The organism is Streptomyces sp. NPDC050211, assembly GCF_040656035.1.
In the GTDB taxonomy this organism is placed as follows: Bacteria; Actinomycetota; Actinomycetes; order Streptomycetales; family Streptomycetaceae; genus Streptomyces.
Genome location: NZ_JBFALC010000001.1, coordinates 357,552 through 374,874, shown reverse-complemented (window position 1 = coordinate 374,874; position 17,323 = coordinate 357,552). Strand labels below are relative to the sequence as shown.

12 protein-coding genes and 3 pseudogenes are annotated in these 17,323 nt (G+C 71.5%); 11 read left to right on the top strand and 4 right to left on the bottom strand.

What is annotated here, in order from left to right; all coding sequences use genetic code 11:
* Positions 1-79 precede the first annotated feature (79 nt).
* Together AB0I98_RS01650 and AB0I98_RS01645 are read left to right on the top strand one after the other, a co-directional pair.
* Positions 80-1,051, top strand: coding sequence for an alpha/beta hydrolase (locus AB0I98_RS01650; protein WP_362933626.1), 972 nt, complete (start codon positions 80-82; stop codon positions 1,049-1,051).
* 19 nt (positions 1,052-1,070) lie between these two features.
* Positions 1,071-1,793 (top strand): alpha/beta hydrolase, encoded by a 723-nt coding sequence (locus AB0I98_RS01645; RefSeq protein WP_362933623.1) that lies wholly within the window; start codon positions 1,071-1,073, stop codon positions 1,791-1,793.
* A gap of 58 nt (positions 1,794-1,851) precedes the next feature.
* On the opposite strand, the gene AB0I98_RS01640 is transcribed toward AB0I98_RS01645, so the two are convergent.
* Positions 1,852-3,015, bottom strand: a complete 1,164-nt coding sequence (locus AB0I98_RS01640) for a low temperature requirement protein A (RefSeq protein ID WP_362933620.1) — start codon at positions 3,013-3,015, stop codon at positions 1,852-1,854.
* A 62-nt stretch (positions 3,016-3,077) separates the two neighbouring features.
* Complete coding sequence (locus tag AB0I98_RS01635) at positions 3,078-4,439, bottom strand: NAD(P)/FAD-dependent oxidoreductase (RefSeq protein WP_362933617.1); 1,362 nt, start codon at positions 4,437-4,439, stop codon at positions 3,078-3,080.
* A gap of 235 nt (positions 4,440-4,674) precedes the next feature.
* On the opposite strand from AB0I98_RS01635, the gene AB0I98_RS01630 reads away from it, so the two are divergent.
* Both AB0I98_RS01630 and AB0I98_RS01625 read left to right on the top strand, forming a co-directional pair.
* Positions 4,675-5,250 carry a DNA starvation/stationary phase protection protein gene (locus AB0I98_RS01630; protein WP_362933614.1) on the top strand — a complete coding sequence of 192 codons (576 nt, stop codon included), beginning with the start codon at positions 4,675-4,677 and terminating at the stop codon, positions 5,248-5,250.
* A 389-nt stretch (positions 5,251-5,639) separates the two neighbouring features.
* Positions 5,640-6,284, top strand: a complete 645-nt coding sequence (locus tag AB0I98_RS01625) for a DUF4232 domain-containing protein (RefSeq protein WP_362933611.1) — start codon at positions 5,640-5,642, stop codon at positions 6,282-6,284.
* Positions 6,285-7,207: 923 nt separating this feature from the next.
* Here AB0I98_RS01625 and AB0I98_RS01620 read toward each other — a convergent pair.
* Positions 7,208-9,934 carry a BREX system ATP-binding domain-containing protein gene (locus AB0I98_RS01620; RefSeq protein WP_362933608.1) on the bottom strand — a complete coding sequence of 909 codons (2,727 nt, stop codon included), beginning with the start codon at positions 9,932-9,934 and terminating at the stop codon, positions 7,208-7,210.
* A gap of 431 nt (positions 9,935-10,365) precedes the next feature.
* Here AB0I98_RS01620 and AB0I98_RS01615 point away from each other — a divergent pair.
* From AB0I98_RS01615 to AB0I98_RS01590, 6 genes and pseudogenes are all read left to right on the top strand, one after another.
* Positions 10,366-10,467, top strand: a pseudogene (locus AB0I98_RS01615) (MerR family transcriptional regulator); the annotation flags it as partial.
* Between the two features lie 73 nt (positions 10,468-10,540).
* Positions 10,541-11,137 (top strand): hypothetical protein, encoded by a 597-nt coding sequence (locus AB0I98_RS01610; RefSeq protein WP_362933788.1) that lies wholly within the window; start codon positions 10,541-10,543, stop codon positions 11,135-11,137.
* A pseudogene (locus tag AB0I98_RS01605) lies at positions 11,031-11,717 on the top strand (serine hydrolase); the annotation flags it as partial. The gene AB0I98_RS01610 and the pseudogene AB0I98_RS01605, both read left to right, overlap by 107 nt.
* 148 nt (positions 11,718-11,865) lie before the next feature.
* Positions 11,866-12,750, top strand: a complete 885-nt coding sequence (locus AB0I98_RS01600; RefSeq protein WP_362933605.1) for an alpha/beta hydrolase — start codon at positions 11,866-11,868, stop codon at positions 12,748-12,750.
* Positions 12,751-12,983: 233 nt separating this feature from the next.
* A complete protein-coding gene (locus AB0I98_RS01595; protein ID WP_306935261.1) occupies positions 12,984-13,223 on the top strand; it encodes a hypothetical protein in 240 nt (79 codons plus the stop codon).
* A gap of 53 nt (positions 13,224-13,276) precedes the next feature.
* Positions 13,277-15,919, top strand: coding sequence for an AAA family ATPase (locus tag AB0I98_RS01590; RefSeq protein WP_362933602.1), 2,643 nt, complete (start codon positions 13,277-13,279; stop codon positions 15,917-15,919).
* A gap of 185 nt (positions 15,920-16,104) precedes the next feature.
* Here the strand turns inward: AB0I98_RS01590 and AB0I98_RS01585 are convergent.
* Positions 16,105-16,680: pseudogene (locus AB0I98_RS01585) on the bottom strand (IS701 family transposase); the annotation flags it as partial.
* A gap of 8 nt (positions 16,681-16,688) precedes the next feature.
* On the opposite strand from AB0I98_RS01585, the gene AB0I98_RS01580 reads away from it, so the two are divergent.
* A complete protein-coding gene (locus AB0I98_RS01580) occupies positions 16,689-17,270 on the top strand; it encodes a zinc-binding dehydrogenase (RefSeq protein WP_362933779.1) in 582 nt (193 codons plus the stop codon).
* The last annotated feature ends 53 nt before the right edge of the window (positions 17,271-17,323 follow it).

Below are 17,323 nucleotides of genomic sequence, written 5' to 3'. Positions count from 1 at the left end.
TCCGGACCGCCCTTCGCGGCATCCTGATCCCGTATTGCCGGAAGGACCGGCGTCCCCATGAACATTCCAGGAGACTTACATGTCCGATGCCGTCGAGCCGGTTCAGCCGGTTTTGGAAGCCGCGGCAGCCGCCTTTGCCGAGGCGACCGCCAATCCGCCGTACCTGTTCGACCTGCCCCCGGCGGAGGGGCGCAAGGCCGTCGACGAGGTGCAGTCCGGCGAGATCGACAAGCCCGCGGTCGACGAGGAGTGGATCACCGTCTCGGGCGGGCCGACGGGCAGCGTCCGCGCGCGGATCGTCAAGCCGGCCGGTGCCCAGGGCGCCCTCCCGGTGATCATCTACATCCACGGCGCGGGCTGGGTGTTCGGCAACGCCCACACCCACGACCGTCTGGTGCGGGAACTCGCCGTCGGTGCGGGCGCCGCCGTGGTCTTCCCCGAGTACGACCTGTCGCCCGAGGCCCGCTACCCGGTCGCCATCGAGCAGAACTTCGCGGTCGCGCAGTGGGTCGTCCAGCAGGGCGCGACGAAGGGGTTGGACGCCGCCCGCATCGCGGTCGCCGGTGACTCGGTCGGCGGCAACATGACCGCCGCGCTGACGCTGATGGCCAAGGAGCGCGGCGGCATCCCGCTGGTGCAGCAGGTGCTGTTCTACCCGGTCACCGACGCGAGCTTCGACACCGGCTCGTACCACCAGTTCGCCACCGGCTACTTCCTGCGCCGCGACGGCATGCAGTGGTTCTGGGACCAGTACACGACCGACGAGGCCGAGCGGGCGCAGATCATCGCCTCCCCACTGCGCGCGACCACCGAGCAGCTCACCGGCCTGCCGCCGGCCCTCGTCATCACGGGCGAGGCCGACGTGCTGCGGGACGAGGGCGAGGCGTACGCCAACAAGCTCCGCGAGGCGGGCGTCCCGGTCACTGCGGTCCGCTTCCAGGGCATCATCCACGACTTCGTGATGCTCAACGCCTTGCGGGGAACCCACGCGGCCGAGGCCGCCATCACGCTGGCGGCCGGCACCTTGCGCACAGCCCTGCATACCGCCTGAAGCAAGGAGAGACACGTCCATGACCACCTCCACCACCCCCACCGTCGTCCTCGTCCACGGCGCGTTCGCCGACGCGGCCAGCTGGTCCGGGGTCATCGCCGAGCTGCAGCGTCACGGCATCCCGGTGATCGCCCCGCCCAACCCGCTGCGCGGCCTCGCCGCCGACGCCGCCTACGTCGCCTCCGTGGCCTCCCAGATCGACGGCCCCGTCATCCTGGTCGGACACTCCTACGGCGGCGCGCTCATCACTGTGGCCGGCACCACCGAGAACGTCGTCGGGCTCGTCTACGTCGCCGCCTACGTCCTCGAAGAGGGCGAGAGCCTCGGCGAGCTGCAGGGCCGCTTCCCCGCCTCCCCGCTGGTGAGCAACCTCAAGCAGTGGACGTACCCCGTCGAGGGCGGTGACCCCGTAGTCGAGGTCACCATCGCCGCCGACGCCTTCCCGTCGGTCTTCGCCGCCGACGTGTCCGCCGACGTCACCAAGGTCCTGGCCGTGGCCCAACGGCCGCTGGCCGCCGGGGCGTTCGAGGAGACCGCTGCCGCGGCCGCGTGGCAGACCAAGCCGTCCTGGGCTCTGGTCGCCGGCGCGGACGAGGCGATCAACCCCGAGGTCGAGCGGTTCGGCGCCAAGCGCGCCGGGGCGACCGTCGTCGAGATCGCGGGGGCGTCGCACGCGGTCGTCGTCTCCCAGCCGAAGGAGGTCGCCGACCTGATCCGCGACGCGGTGCGGGCGACGAGCTGACCAGGGGGAACCAGCTGCGCGGACGAACTCGTTTCGTCCGCGCAGCTGTGGTTCCACCTCAATGCCGCATTCGATCTCCATGCCGTGTTCGATCGGCCCGGTCGACCACCGTGACCACCACGACCAGGGCCGCCGCCGGCAGGCCGGCGACCAGGGCCGGTGCCGGGGAGAGAGCGGCCGCCAGGACAGCGACCGCGACAGCGGGAAACGCATGCTGTTCGACATCGCTCCGCTGGTGCGGCCGGACATGGATGGCCCACACGGTGATCAGGAAGATCGCCACCGGCATCGTGACCGCGGCTCCGGCTGCCGGCGACGGGACATCGGTGCGCCGCGTGATCACCTGGGCGTAAGCCGCCAGGCCGGCTCCTTCGGCGGCTGCCGAGGCGAAGATCAGATAGTGGCCGTACGCCCAGGTGAACCTCTGGCGATGGGCCTGGTGCGTGGTGGCGAGCAGTGTGTGCGCCGGCCTGGCGAAGTACAGCCACCACATGGCGAAGACCATGAGCAGGCCGCCCGCGGCCAGCATGTACAGCGCACCGGCGTTGTGGTGCCGGTCGAGGGCGCTGTGGATCGCCGCCACGGCGGCGGCGACGGACTCACCGAGCACGATGAGGGTGAACAGTTCGTACCGCTCTGCTATGTGGTGCGGATGCCACGGGGTCATCCCGGCGGACTGCGCCCACATCGGGACGGAAACCTCGGCAACGATCAACACGATGATGGCCGGCAGCTGCTCCGTGGCCGGAAGGAGGAGCATCCCGAGCCAGCCGATCTGGCAGCCCGTCACCCCGGCGGCGAAACGGAGCGCCGTCCGCCGCCGACCGGGGTCCGATCGCGCGGCACGCAACCACAGGGCCGCCAGGGCCGTACGCAGCACCGCGTATCCCAGCGTGATGACGCGCAGGTCGCCGTCCTCGAACGCCCGTGGGACGCCGGCGGCGAGAACGAGGGACCCCGTGATCTGGACCAGCACCGTCAGCCGGTACGGGACGTCGTCCGGGTCGTAGGCGGAAGCGAACCAGGTGAAGTTCATCCACGCCCACCAGATGGTGAAGAACACCAGCGCGAAGCGCACGGAGCCGGTGATGTAGTGACCGCCGGTCACCGCTGTGCTCAGGCTCCCGGACGCCTGCGCCACCGCGATGACGAAGCACAGGTCGAAGAGAAGTTCCAGCGACGTGGCGGTCCTGTGCGGTTCACCGGGGTCCCGGCCCGGCATGGTGCCGCCGGACCCCGCGTGCCATCGTCCGACTCGCGGCGTACTCCTCGGGAAGAAGCGGTTCAGCGAAGGGCTCCCAGAGCGGCTTCCACAGTTCGGTGGAAGGTGGGATAGGTGTAGATCATGTGCTTCAGGCGCTCGACGGGTACCTCCGCGTGGACGGCGACGTTCAACCCGTACAGCACCTCCCCTCCCGCCGGTCCCGCCGAGGTCGCCCCGATCAGCACGCCCCGGTCGGCATCCTCGACCAGCTTGATGAAGCCCTCGTTTCCCGGCCCGTGTATCCAGCCGCGCGTGGAGGAGGCGATCGGCAACAGGCTGGTGCGCCCCCGCAGTCGCTGGTCACGGGCTTGGCGCTCCGTCAGTCCCACAGCCGCGATCTCGGGATCGGTGAAGGTGACCCGGGGCAGCGCCCGGTAGTCGGCATCGGGGCCAGGACGCCCGAGGATGTCCCGTACGGCGATCTCCGCCTGGTACATCGACACATGCGTGAAACTGCCGTGGCCGGTGAGATCGCCGATCGCCCAGAGCCCTTCCCCGGCACGCATCTGCCCGTCCGTGCGCACGCTCTGTGCCGAAGGGTCGAGGCCCGCCGCGTCGACGCCGAGCGCGGCGAGGTCGGCACTGCGTCCGGTGGCGACGAGAAGCCGTTCGGCGCGCAAGGGCTCCGGCTCGTCGTCGAGGTGGACGATGAAGCCGGTGCCGTTATGGTCGACCTGTCGGGCCCGGGCCGAGGTGAGAACGGTGACGCCGTCCCCCCGCAGGACCTTGTCGGCCAGCTGCCCGGCTTCCGGTTCTTCCTGCGACAGCAGCCGGTCCTGCCCTTCCACCACGGTGACCGCGCACCGGAAGCGGGCGAAGACCTGGGCGAGTTCCACGCCGATGGCGCCCCCTCCGAGCACGATCATCGAGGCTGGCAGCTCCCTGGCCGCCATGGCGTCCCGGTTGGTCCAGTACGGCGTCTCCGTGAGGCCCGGGACCGGGGGAATCCGGGGCCGGGAGCCGGTGGCCAGGACCACACCCTGCCGGGCCTGGATCGTGCGCCCGCCGGTCGTCACCTGCCGTGGCCCGGTGAGCCGTCCCGTTCCGCGTACGAGCTGGCCGCCCTTCGCCGCGAGACGGTCGGCGGCCACCTGGTCGTTCCAGTCGTCGGTGGCCTCGCTCCGGATACGTCCGGCAACCCGGCTCCAGTCGGGCGTCACCTTCACCTCACCGGCGAGGGAGGGCGCGCGACCTGCCTCGGCGAGCAGGTTCCCGGCCCGGATCATCATCTTGCTGGGCACGCACCCCCAGTACGGGCACTCGCCCCCGACGAGCTCCGCCTCGATCCCCACCACATCCAGCCCGGCTTCTGCCAGCGTTCCCGCGACGTACTCGCCTCCGGGCCCCAGACCCAGGACGACCACATCTGCCTGCTCACTCACCCTCATGCCTCACCTTGCCGCTCGTCGGCGCACTCCGTCCGCGAGAGGCTAGAGGGGGCGAGGCACCGGGCCGTGCCCGCCGGCGCACCGGGACTTGCCCGAGAACGAACAGCGGAAGGGTTCCCTCGCCAGTGCGCTGCCGGACATTGCCGCATGCACGCTTGGGCAACGAGGCCGCCGCGCGGGTACTTAGCGTCACTGCTGCAAGAGAGCCCAGACCCGCAGGAGGCGGACCATGACCACCAGTTCCCCGCACGTGAGCAGCCAGCCGCGGCTGCATCAGAAGGGCGAGATCATCCAGGAGTTCGGGACCGTCAAGCAGTTCCCCCTCGGTCTGTCCTACGAAGCCCGCATGTACTCCTGCCAGCGGCTCAACAAAGTCCTGGCCGACACCCAGATCCTCTACGGCCTCTACAAGAAGCACCACTGGCTGATGCGCGGGGCGACCTTCTACCAACTGCACCTGGTGCTGGACAAGCACGCGGGAGAACAGCTCGAGCTCGTCGACGCCCTCGCCGAACGGGTCCAAACCCTGGGCGGTGTCGCGGTGGGGGACCCCCGGCACGTCGCCGAGATCACCTCGATCCCGCGCCCGCCGGACGGTGTGGAGCAGGTGCCGGCCATGCTGTCGCGGTTGCTGGAGGCCCACGAGACCATCCTGACCGAGGCCCACGACGCGGCAGCACGCACAGGGGAGTTGGGCGACGACGGCACCAACGACCTGCTGGTCTCACAGGTGATCCGGACCGGCGAACTCCAGGCGTGGTTCCTGGCCGAGCACCTGGTGGACACCCCTCTGGTCCGCGCCTGAACGGGCAGGAAGGGCCGGTGCCCGCGGCTGCGGGTGCGGCTCAGCGTGAGCAACACCGTGTCGTGCCGTTACACGGCGTGGATCCGAGGTCGGTGGAGGCCGGCGTCCCGGTGACAGAGTCCCTCAGCTCATGCCCACGGCCCAGCGGCTGCACGCGTCACTCCGCCGTGCCGGCATGGCGCGGGCGCTTGACGGGGAACCGGGCGCCAGCCCCGTGGCCGCGCTCCGGGCGGGGACAGTCGTGGTGAAGGCGGCCGGGCGGTGACCGGCCCGTGCACTGCCAGGACCCGGACCGTGCGCTGACGGTCAATCTTTCTCCCGGACTCCTCCTTAGCTTGACCGCGGCGCCTCGTATCCGGACCGCCGCGCGGAACAAAGTCAGGAGCAGCATGCCCAGCCAACCGAGACACCCTGGACGTCGCCGAGCCACCCTGGCCCTGGCAGCGGCTGGGGCCCTGGCCGTCGCACTGACCGCATGCACGAGCTCCGACAAGGGTGTAGGGGCCACCGGGAGCGGCGGCCCGGTCGCCGGTACCACCCCGAACGCGAGTACGTCGGCAACGCCAGCGGCCCCGTCGCGGCCCTCCGCGTCCCCCGCGACGACCACAACGTCCGTCCGCTGCCGCACTTCAGACCTGCGTGCCTCCATCGGCCTGAACGATCCCGGAGCAGGTCAGGAGAACTTCGCCGTCGTCCTGACCAACGGCTCCGGCCGCACCTGCACGGTCTACGGCTTTCCCGGCATCGCCTTCTTCGACGGCGCCGACAAGGCGGTCACGCCGGATCCCGAGCGGGCCACCGGCCAGAAGGAGCCGACGGTGACGCTGAAGCCCGGCGCCAGTGCGTGGTCGGCGCTGACGTTCACCAACCCGGAGGTCACCGGCGTGACCACTGTGACCCCGGCGGCGGTCCTCGTCACCCCGCCCGACGAGACCGAGTCCTTCAAGGTGGCGTGGAAGGGCGGCAAGGTCTCCAACACGGGCAAGGCGTCGGTCCCGCAGGTGAGCCCCTTCGGGCCGGGCGACGGCGGCTGACCTCCCCGGAGCCGACGTCGGCTGATCGACGTGAACCGGTCCGACCGTGCGGCTCGCCGCAGGAACGGGCAGTCGGATCCGGTCGATGCGCAGGAGGCGCCGCGGGCAGTGCTGAGTGGCCGGGCCCGTGTCTGAGCCAAGGATGGCGACGGGCTAGGTGCAGAGTGTCCGGATGATCAAACTCGATGATGCGGCTGGTCCGGGTGGCGGTGCATGACTCGTCGGGGTGTGCCTGGAGGTGGTCGATGACCTTGGGCCGGAGCGCTCGCGGCGCGAGTCGCCCTTCCGCGCTTGGCGCGGGGTGCGCCCGTAACCTTCCGAGCGGCCTGCTGACCTGCGGTTTCTTCCACATGCTTTTGTTCCACATGTTTTCGATGACGCATCATGTGGAGTGTGTCGCGATCCTTGAGCCTGCCGATAAGGGCCGTTGACCTGCGGCTTTACTCGATGTGCCGTATGTGCGCTATGCGCGTTACAGGCGAAATCTTGACGCTCAAATGACGCTCTCCGAGGTGTCTTGACGCTCATTTGACGCTCGTTCTGATGGTGCGTCAGGTGCATTTCGGGATGCTGTGACCTGGGCTGCAGCGTGGGCTGAGGAACGTGCGTGGGCGGCCGCGGTCCTGCCCGAGGGGTAGCGCGCCTCGGATCGTCGGGTGGGTTCGCTTGTCGGGCGCGTACGGTGTGTGCCACGTCTGACCGTGTACCTGCGCCGTTCGAGGAAGGTGGCGATGCCGCCGTGCCGAGCGATTCACCGTCGCCTTAAGCCGCCCGCCGTCGTCCCCCTCGTCTGCACGCCCATTCGCAGGCGTCGCCTCAAGACGGCGCGCTCTTGATCCTTTACGAGCTCCAAAGGGCGCAGCTCGCTGGCCTTCCGGGCGGCATTCGCTGTACCGCGACATAGTACGCACGCTGCCAGCCCGTCAGGGAAGCCGCAGGTCCCGCAGCTGTCGCCGGGAGGTGATGCTCAGCTTGCGGAAGATGCTGCGGAGGTGGGCCTCAACGGTGCGCGGGCTCAAGAACAGCTGTGCGCCGACCTCCCGGGAGGTCGCCCCGGTAGCTACCAGCCGGGCGATCGTCAGCTCCTGTGCTGTGAGCGCGTCCGAGGGCTGGGCGGACCGGCTGCGTGGGTGCTCGCCGGTGGCGCGCAGCTCGCGGGCGGCGCGTGCGGCGAACGCTTCCGCACCCATGTCCGACAGCATCTGGTGAGCGGTGCGGAGCTGCTGGCGGGCGCCTTGGCGGCGACCCTCGCGGCGTAGCCACTCGCCATAGACGAGATGAGCTCGGGCCAGCTGGGTGGCCACTCGGCAGTTTCGTAGCTGCTCGATCGCCTCGCGGTAGTACTCCTCGGCGGCCGGGCCGGTGCTGACCAATGCCCGTGAGCGCGCTGCCAGCCCGAGCCCCCACGGGGTGCCGCTGGCCAGCGCCCGTGAGCTGAGCTGGTCCAGCGCAGCGGTCGCACGCTCCGGCCAGCCGCTACGGCATGCCGCTTCAATGAGCTCGGAGTGGGCCAGGTTGCTGTGGGTCAGCTCGTCGGACTCGAAAGCCCGCGTCGCAGCGACCAGAGCCGCCGGGTAGTCGCCCAGACCGTTGTGCAGCACCGCCATGGCGTACTGCGCCAGGAAGTCCTCAGTTCGGCGCCCACGTCCAGCCGCTTCCCGGACCATGGTCGCGTGGATCTCGGTGGTCTCGTCCGAGCGGCCGCGCCAGGCAGCCAGGATGAGCTGGCCGTGGAGCACGGGCACAGTTCTGGTCGCGGCGGCGATCGCGGTCTGTTCGGCGGCCCGGGAGAAGTCACCAGAGAGCACCAGCATGACGGACTGGACGAGCAGTGCTGCCGGGAGCGTGGCCAGCGCGCCGGCTTCCCTGACCAGCCGGACATGACGAGCGGCCAGCGCGTGCACCATCTGGTCGTCGAAGAGCGACATCGCGGTCCGGCCGGCCAGCCACAGCCAGCGGCGGTCGTCGCTGTCGTTCACGGCATGATAGTCCCGCTCGTGACGATTGAAGGCGTCCAACGCCCGCCGCAGGCCGGGCACTCCTGCCGCGTAGCCCTGCGTGAACGTCGTCACCAGCCCGTCGAGCAACAGATCCACGGGCCTCGGCGTCTCCGGTGGTGCGGGCGCGGCCCGGGCTGCGTCGGCCACCGCACGCACGCCGCCGCCGGGTCCGCGGTCGCCAGTAACGATTGCCGCATCGAGCGCGTCCAGGTAGGTCTCCCGGGACAGCGGCGGGTCCAGCGGGGCGAGGCTCTTGGCGGCGTCCAGCAGCATCCGCGGCCCCTCGCCGCCCCTTGCCCCGTGGAACGCGATCCGAGCATGCAGCAGCTCTAGGCGGGCCTGCGCCACGGCGTCCAACGGCCCGGCCGCGGCGACTGTCAGCAGCTCCAGGGCTTCGGACGCACCGGCCTCGTGCTTGGCGTGTGCAGCTTCCAGGGCCCGTTCCGCCCGGACGGCCGGCCTGGGGGTCAGCTCGGCCGCACGCTTCAGGAACGCCGCCGCAGCGGCCAACCCGCCGCGGGCGCGGGCCCGTCCGGCCGAACGCTCCAGCTCCGCGGCGGCGTCCTCATCAGTGCCCACCACCGCCTGCGCGCGGTGCCAGGCACGCCGGTCCGGATCGACCTGCTGGTCGGTGACGGCGGCCAGCGCGCCGTGCGCCCGGCGCCGGTCGGTCGGTGTGGCCGCCCGGTAGACCGCCGAGCGCACCAGCGGGTGCCGGAACCGCACACGGAAGTCGAACTCCAGCAGCCCGGCGGCCTCCGCGGGCGCAGCCGCCTCGCGGGCGATCCCCAGCTCCGCGGCCGCGCGCCACAGCAACGCCGCGTCCCCGGTCGGCTCGGCCGCGGCAACCACCAGCAGCATCCGCGCGTCGGCAGGCAGGCTGTTCGCGCGACGCCGAAAGCCGTCCTCGATCCGGCGCGGAACGCTCACCACGTCCGGCAGCTCGAACCCGCCCGCGAACTGCACCGCCGGAGCAGCCCGGGGTAGCTCCAACAACGCCAGCGGATTGCCGCGCGCCTCGGCTACGATCCGGTCGCGCACCACATCGTCCAGCGGTGCGCGGACCGCGGTGGCCAGCAGCGTCTGGGCATCGGAGGCCCCCAGCCCCGCCAGGCGCAGCTCCGGCAACCCGCTGAACGCCTCGACGTCGGTCACACCGGGATCGCGCAGCGCAAACACCATCACCACCCGCTCGGCCCCCACTCGCCGGGCCACGAAAGCCAGAACCTGCGCAGACGCCTGATCGAGCCACTGCGCATCATCGACCACACACAGCAACGGCCCGTTCTCGGCCAACAGGCTCAGCACCGCCAACCCCACCAGGAACCGGTCCGGCGCAGCACCCTCGCGCAGCCCGAACGCCACCCCGAGCGCGGCCTGCTGCGGCTCGGGCAGCTCGACCGCCCGCGCCAGGAACGGGGCGCACAACTGGTGCAGGCCCGCGAACGCGAACTCTGCCTCGGCCTCCACCCCGGCCGCGTCGTGAACCCCGAATCCCGCCGCCACGGCGGTCTCCCGCATGTGCTGCAGGAGGGCGGACTTGCCGATGCCGGCTTCCCCGCGCACCACCAACACTCCGCTGTCGCCGCCCTGCGCCTGAGCCAGCAGCTGCTCGAGCGCCGCTTGCTCGGCCCGCCGTCCCACGAGCATCGCCTGGTCCTCCCCTGGCGCCGACACGGCGTCTATCCGGTAATTGTCACCGACGCGAAGCGCGCGGGCAGCACCGGGTCGTCAAGATGCCAGCCTCCCCCGCGCCAGGGTCGGTGACGGGGTAAGGGATTTTTACCGACGCGGACCAAGCGCCTTCCCCGCGACTCTGAGAGCCCTCAGCAGAGCGACCGGGAAGGGAGCGACCACCGTGATCAGCACCGAGGTGTTCTTCCCCGCCGACGAGGAGTCCTCCCGCTACGGCAGCAGCGCGAGCGGGTCGCCGTCCACGCCCTGGCCCACCGGGAGCTGCACGGCCGGGGGGGGGCGGGCTGTCGGAGGCCGATCGCCGGCGCCGGCTCACGCACCCCTGACCACGCCGAAGACATTTGGGCCGACGACACGTCGGTCGACGACACCTGAAGGGAACAGCCGTGGCCTGGAGACTCCGCCAACTCGCCGATCTCGCCAGCACCACTGTGGGTGCGGTGCGGCACTACCACGACATCGGCCTGCTGGAGGAGCCGCCGCGGCGCGCCAACGGCTACAAGCAGTACGGCGTCGCCCACCTCGTCCGCGTCCTGCGGATCAAGCGCCGCGCCGACCTCGGTGACCAGGGTGCTGGACCTCGCGGTGGTCACCGACTTCGCCGACACGCTGCACGCCCTCCCACCGAGCCCGGCGGCCAGCGCGTTCGACCAGCTCCTGGCCCCCGCCGACGACGCCGCCCGCCACGCGCTCGCGGTCAGACTGCTCACCAGGAGCCGGACCGTGCGCGTGATGCTCCCCCGTCTGCGCATCGCGACCGCCGCCCTGAGCGCCGCCGTCACCCGGACGCTCCACGAGGTCGTGCGCGACCTCTACAAGCCCGCGCAGTCCGACGTCCTGCGCCGCGAGGGGCTCCTGCTCCGCTCGCATCCCGGCCGGGTCCAGACTCCGCGGGTCTGTGTCACGCCCGGCAGAGATCGGTCACGGCTCCCACGCCGCTCAGGTCCACCGTGCCGCAACGGCACGATGCACACTCCGGGCGTGATCACCGCAGTCGTCCCGTCGAGAATCCCGGAAGGCCATGAACCAGCAACACATCATCCGACGCAGCGTGCTCACCACCATCGTGGGCGCGGCCCATACGGCTTGCGGGATCGCCGCGGCGCCCACGGCCGCTCCCGCTCCCTCGGCACCGCTGTCCGCCGCTCCTCCGGATGATCCTGATCTCGCCCTGCTCGAACGCGGCTACGGTGGCCGGATCAGCGTGCGCGCCCTCGACACCGGGAGCGGGGCGACCGTGTCGCTCCAGGGCCGGGAGCGGTTCCTCACGGCCTCCACCGTGAAGCTGCCCCTCGCCGCCGCCGTGCTGGACCGCGCCACGACCGGCATGACCGTCGCCGACCTGTGCGACGCCTCCCTCACCGTCAGCCACAACACGGCGACGAACCTGCCCCTCGACCTCCTCGGCGGACCGACCGCCGTGACCGCGTTCGCCCCCGGCCTGGATGACGCGACCACCCGTTTCGACCGCAACGAGCCACAGCTCAACCTCTCCACCGGCCCAGACGACGAGCGCGACACCACCGCACCGGCCGCCATCGTCGAGAGCATGCCGGCGGTGCCCCTCGGTGGCGGCCTGCAGCCGGCCGGCCGCGAGCGGCTCACCACCTCGCTCATCGCGAACACCACCGGCGACGCCACCCTCTGGGCCGGCGTGCCAGCCGGGTGGCTGATCGGGGACAGGACCGGGACCGGAGCACAGGGCGAGCGCAACGACGTCGGGATCGTGCTGCCCCCGGACCGCGCGCCGCTGTCTCGCCGTCTACGCCGACCCGGCCGACCCGGAGTCCACGGCCGGCAACGCCACCATCGCCGAGGCGACAACGATCGCGGTCCGGCGGCTCGTCGGTCAATAGCAGGCACACCACCCTCGGAAAGGAAAGATCGTGGGACACGTAACCAGCGGGAACGAGAACAGCACGCCGGTCGAGCTCTACTACGAGGACCAAGGCGCGGGTCAGCCCGTCGTCCTCATCCACGGCTACCCGCTCAACGGCCACAGCTGGGAGCGCCAGACGCGCGAGCTGCTCTCCGCCGGCTACCGCGTCATCACCTACGACCGCCGCGGCTTCGGCCGCTCGTCGAAGGTCGGCACCGGCTACGACTACGACACCTTCGCCGCCGACCTGAATGCCCTGCTGGAGACCCTGGACCTGCGCGATGTCGTCCTCGTCGGGTTCTCGATGGGCACCGGCGAACTCGCCCGCTACATCGCTCGATACGGCCACCAGCGGGTCGCGAAGCTCGCCTTCCTGGCCTCCCTGGAGCCCTTCCTCGTCGCTCGGGACGACAACCCGGACGGCGTGCCCCAGGACGTCTTCGACGCCATCGAGGCCGCGGCCAAGGGCGACCGCTACGCCTGGTACGAGCAGTTCTTCTCCAACTTCTACAACCTCGACGAGAACCTGGGCAACCGCATCGGCCAGGAGGCGGTCACAGCCAGCTGGAACGTCGCCATCTCCAGCGCCCCCGTGGCCGCCCATGCCGTCGTCTCCTCGTGGATCGAGGACTTCCGCGCCGACGTCGAGGCCGTCCGGGCCGGCGGCACGCCGGCCCTGATCCTGCACGGCACCGCCGATCGGATCCTCCCCATCGAAGTCACGGCCCACCGCTTCCGCCGGGCCCTGCCCGACGCGCAGTACGTGGAGATCGACGGCGCCCCGCACGGGCTGCTGTGGACTCACGCCGACGAGGTCAACGCCGCCCTGCTCGCCTTCCTGGGAGACCCACTCCCCAAGGGCGTCCGCCCCGGTTCGCAGGAGTCGCCATGACCACGGCCACCGGCGCCTCGCCCCGCGGCGCCGACCTCGGCGTGCGCCCGCGGCGAGCGCCTCGTCCCTACGCTGCCCGTGCCGTGGCAGCGGTTCGGCGTGCTCGATGCGCAAGCTCGTCGTCGGCGATCGACGAACGGGACCCGACCCTCACCGCGGCGGCGGGGCCATCGGTCAAGGTACTCGGGCCCGTGGTCTGCGGGCCCAGAAGCACCTGCGGCAGGCCGCTGAGCATGCGCACACCATTCACGGACAGGTCGGCACCACCGAACGGGACCCGGCTCGGTGGGGTGGCACTGCCACAGCAGGGGCCCGAGGATGCGCTCATCAGGATCAGAGCGGGGCTCACCGGCATCGCGCTCGTGCACGGGGTCGGCGTCCTCGTCGGGGCGTCGGACGATCCCGCCGACCTCGGACGGTACGGCACGGACCTCTGGGGCCGGAAGATGGTCACGGCTGAGAGGACGCGATGAGGGCAACCGGTGCTCCGGCTCCGCTCGTCGGACGACAGGCAGAGATCGCTGCCGTGACCGAGGTGCTCGACCGAGCCCGCCGTGGCACCGGTGGCGCCCTGGTGCTCTGGGGTGAGCCGGGCATCGGCAAGACCGCACTTCTCGACCACGTCACCGCGGCGTCTCCCGATTTCGCCCCGCTGGCGGTACAGCCCGCACGGTGCGAGTCCGGGACCCCCTTCGCCGGCCTGGACACGCTGCTCCGGCCGGTCGAGCACCTGATCGCGACTCTTCCGGTGTCCCAGGCGGCAGCGTTGCGAGGCGTGCTCGCGGGCGAGGTCACCGAAGGGGGCCGGTCGCTCACCGCCGTGGCGGTCCTGTCCCTGTTGTCGGCGCTGGCAGTCGACCGCCCGCTCCTGATCGTCGTGGACGACGCACACCGGCTCGACGCGGAGACCGAGTTCGTGCTCGGATTCGTCGCCCGGCGGGTGGGGACCGATCCGGTGGTGGTCCTGGTCGCCGGCCACGACGCGCCCGCCGGCGGATCGTGGGAGGGGGTCGATCCGCTCGCGGTGAGTCCTCTCGCTGACGACCACGCCGCCCAACTGGTCGCCGCCGCCCACCCCGGCCTCGACGGCCCCGAGGTCACCCGCGCGGTGAAAGCAGGTGGGGGCAACCCGCTGGCACTGCACGAGCTGCCTCTACCAATCGACGATCTTGCCGCCGGTACGGTGCCCGTGGGGCCCCGGCTGCGTAAGGCCTTCGCCGAGCGCCTGCAGACCATGCCGACCCCGGCACGCGAGTTCGTCGTACTCATGGCCGCGGCTCGTGCCGACGGTGATCAGCTCACGCTCGCACGGTCAGCACGTTCCCGCGACGCCGAGGAGCCGGTCTGGGAGGAGACGACCTGGTCGGGTCTGCTCGCCGGGACGCCCGACCGGCCTGCGCTACGGCACCCGGTGGTCCGGGCCGCTGTCTACGCGAGCGCCTCCCCGTCTGAGCGCAGGAACGCCCACCGGACCCTGGCCGCCGCGCTTCCCCCGGGCAGTCGCGGGCATGTCTGGCACCGGGCCGCGACCGTTCACGACGTCGACGAGGAGATCGCCGGGCTGCTCGAGCAGACGGTGCCCTCGGGCGCCGGCGCGGTACCGATCCTGCGGCGGGCCGCCGAGCTGTCCGCCGACCCGGCCGCTGCGACCCGCAGGCTCGCCGGCGCGGCCGTGGCCGCCTGGCACGGCGGCGACGCCACGATGGCGCGTCGGTTGCTGGCCGATGCCCGGAGCCTGACCGACGAGGTCCTGGCCACCCGCGCCAGCCGCGGCCTGCGCGGGGTACTCGAACTCGCCGAGGGGTCTCTGGAACGAGCCCACCGATCGATCAGTCGCGACATCGCCGCGTTCGATGATCCGCGCATGGGAGTGGAGCTCGGCGCCGCTGCCCTGCACGCGGGATGGTCCGCGGCCCGCGACGACCTCGTCGGCGAGACCCTCACTCGTCTCGCGGGGCTGACGACCCCCGGGCTGCCCGACGTCCTCCCGATCGTCCGGACGTGGTGGGGGCCGGCGACGGACCCGGCACGGGCAGCGTCGTCGGCAGAACTCGGTGACGTCATGGCGCACATCTCCCGGGTGGAGTCGCAGCTGCTCCCGGCGTCGCCGCTCGGACTGGTGTGGGGCCTCGACGAGCCACTCGCCGATGCCGTGCACGCCCTTGTCCGCAGGCACCGCCGTCACGCCGATGGCACCTCGCTTGCTGCGGCGCTGGCTCGGATCGCGCGACTCGACATCGCCGCGGGCCGGTGGGGCGCTGCGGAGGACGCCGCGGCCGAGGGGCTCGCGTCGGCCGAGCGGATCGGTGCCGAGCACATCGCTGCGGAGTGCCGGAACTGCCTCGGGTGGCTCGCCGCCGCCCGCGGTGACGGCCGCAGCGTCGACCATCTGACCGTTCGGACCCTGCAGCTGGCCGGGCCGCGCCGCGACCGTGCGGTCAGCGCCTCGGCGCACTGGAACCGTGGAATGGCCGCTCTGGCGGCCGGTCGCGCCGATGCTGCACTCGACCTGCTCGCCCGCTTGGACGAGCACGGGCACGAGGCGGCACATCCGATCGTCGCTCTGCTGGCAAGCCTGGACACGATCGAGGCCGCCGTGCAAGCGCGGCGGCCGGAGATCGGCCAGCGCCGCGCCGAGGCGCTCGACGCCTGGGTACGGCGCACCGGCGCGCACTGGGCGAGATTCACAGCGCACCTGGCACGCGCACTGCTGGACGAACCCGCCGCCGAACGGTCCTACCGGGCGGCGCTGGACGTGCCCGGTGCGTCCCGGCGCCCGTTCGACCACGCACGGGCCCGGCTGCTCTACGGCGAGTGGTTGCGGCGACAGCGGCGGCGCCGAGACGCCCGCCAGCAGCTCGACGCCGCTGCCGAGACGTTCCACGCACTGGGAGCGCACCCGATGCTCGAGCGGGCCCGGCGTGAGCAGCGTCTGATCATGGCACCCGCACGCCGTGACACTGCCGCCGGCACGGGCATGGCAACGCTGACGGCACAGGAACGCCGGGTGGCCCAGCTTGCCGCCGGCGATCTGACCAACCGGGAGATCGGGGCCCGTCTGCGGATCAGCGACCGCACCGTCGGGCATCACCTGTCCAACGTGTTCGCCAAGCTGGGGCTCTGCTCACGGCGCGACTTGGCGGCCACCGGCATCGCCGGACGGAGATGATTCCGGCTCGGTCGCGACGGCTAGTACTGCAACGGTGCTTGTTCTGAGTGCTGGGCAGTTTTCAGGGACTGTGTCCGCGTCGTTTGTAGTGACTGAGCCGAGCCTGATACTGCCGTCTGCGACGCCATGTCGACCCGTGCAGGATGTGTTCGGCCGGGGTGGGACGGCGGTTGGGAGTCAGGTGATCAGCCGTCTGATTTCGGCGAGGCTGAGGTGGATGAGCTGGGAGGACCCGTTCCTGCTTTGTCCGCGTCCAGCTGTCGGGCTCGCAGGACGGTCAGGAAGGCGTGGGCGGCCATGGCCAAGGTCATGTGTCGGTGTCAGCCGGGATAGCGGCGGACCTGGTAGTCGTCCAGGCCGGACTCCTGCTTGGCGGTCTGGAAGCACTCCTCCACCGCCCAGCGGCTGCCCGCGATGCGGATGAGCTCGTCCCGTGCGGTGCCGGCGGCGCAGTAGGCGATGTAGTAGGAGATCTCCTCGGGTCTGCTGACGCTGCGGCGGGCGAGAACCCAGTGCCGGCGGTCCTCGCGGTGCCAGGGCCGGACTTCGACGCGGGCCCAGTCGTAGAAGCGCCGGCCGTGGACTCCTTCACCGCAGGAGCGGCGTTTCCACTTCTGCCGCGGCTGGCCGGGAAACAGGTCGTGGACGGGATGGTCGATGGACCAGCGCGTGACGACCGTGTCGTGGCGGGTGGTGGCCATGATGTGGAAGACATCAGCCTGCTCCAGCTCGAACCGCCAGCCCTTGCTGAAGCCGTAGGCGCGTCCGGCTGGTAGACGAAGGCCCCCAAGGACTCGGCGTCCGGGAACGTACCGTCCTCGTCGGCGTAGGTGAGCCAGGCGCTGTAGAAGTAGCCGGTGCCGCGGGGGGCGTCGGTCTGGTAGCCGTGCAGCTCGCGGCGGCACGCGGCGCGACGGTCGTGGCCACGGCGAGCCGAGTCAAGCACGACCTCCTGCGAGAGCTGGGAGCGATCCCGGTCGTCTACGGGCCGGGACTGGCGGACAGGGTGCGCGCGGTGGCGCCGGAGGGCGTGCACGCAGCCGCCGATCTCGTGGGCACCGAGGGGGCGGTGGACGTCTCCGTGGAGCTCGTGCCGAACCGCTTGCGCATCGCCACCATCGCGGGCCACGAGCGCGGGGCTCGCGCGGGAATCAAGTTCCTGGGTGGCGTGCCGGGCGCGGATCCCGGCACCGAGATCCGCCGAGCCGCCCGCCTGCAGCTCACGGAAGCCGCGACAGCAGGCCGCCTGCGCATCGTGATCGCGGACAGCTACCCCCTGCGCGAGGCCGCCACCGCCCACCGCGAGATCATGGCCGGCCACACCACGGGAAAGATCGTCCTGGTCCCGTAACCCGTTCCTGTCCCCGCACCGCTGAAGCCACACCGCGAGCGGCCGCCCGCGCG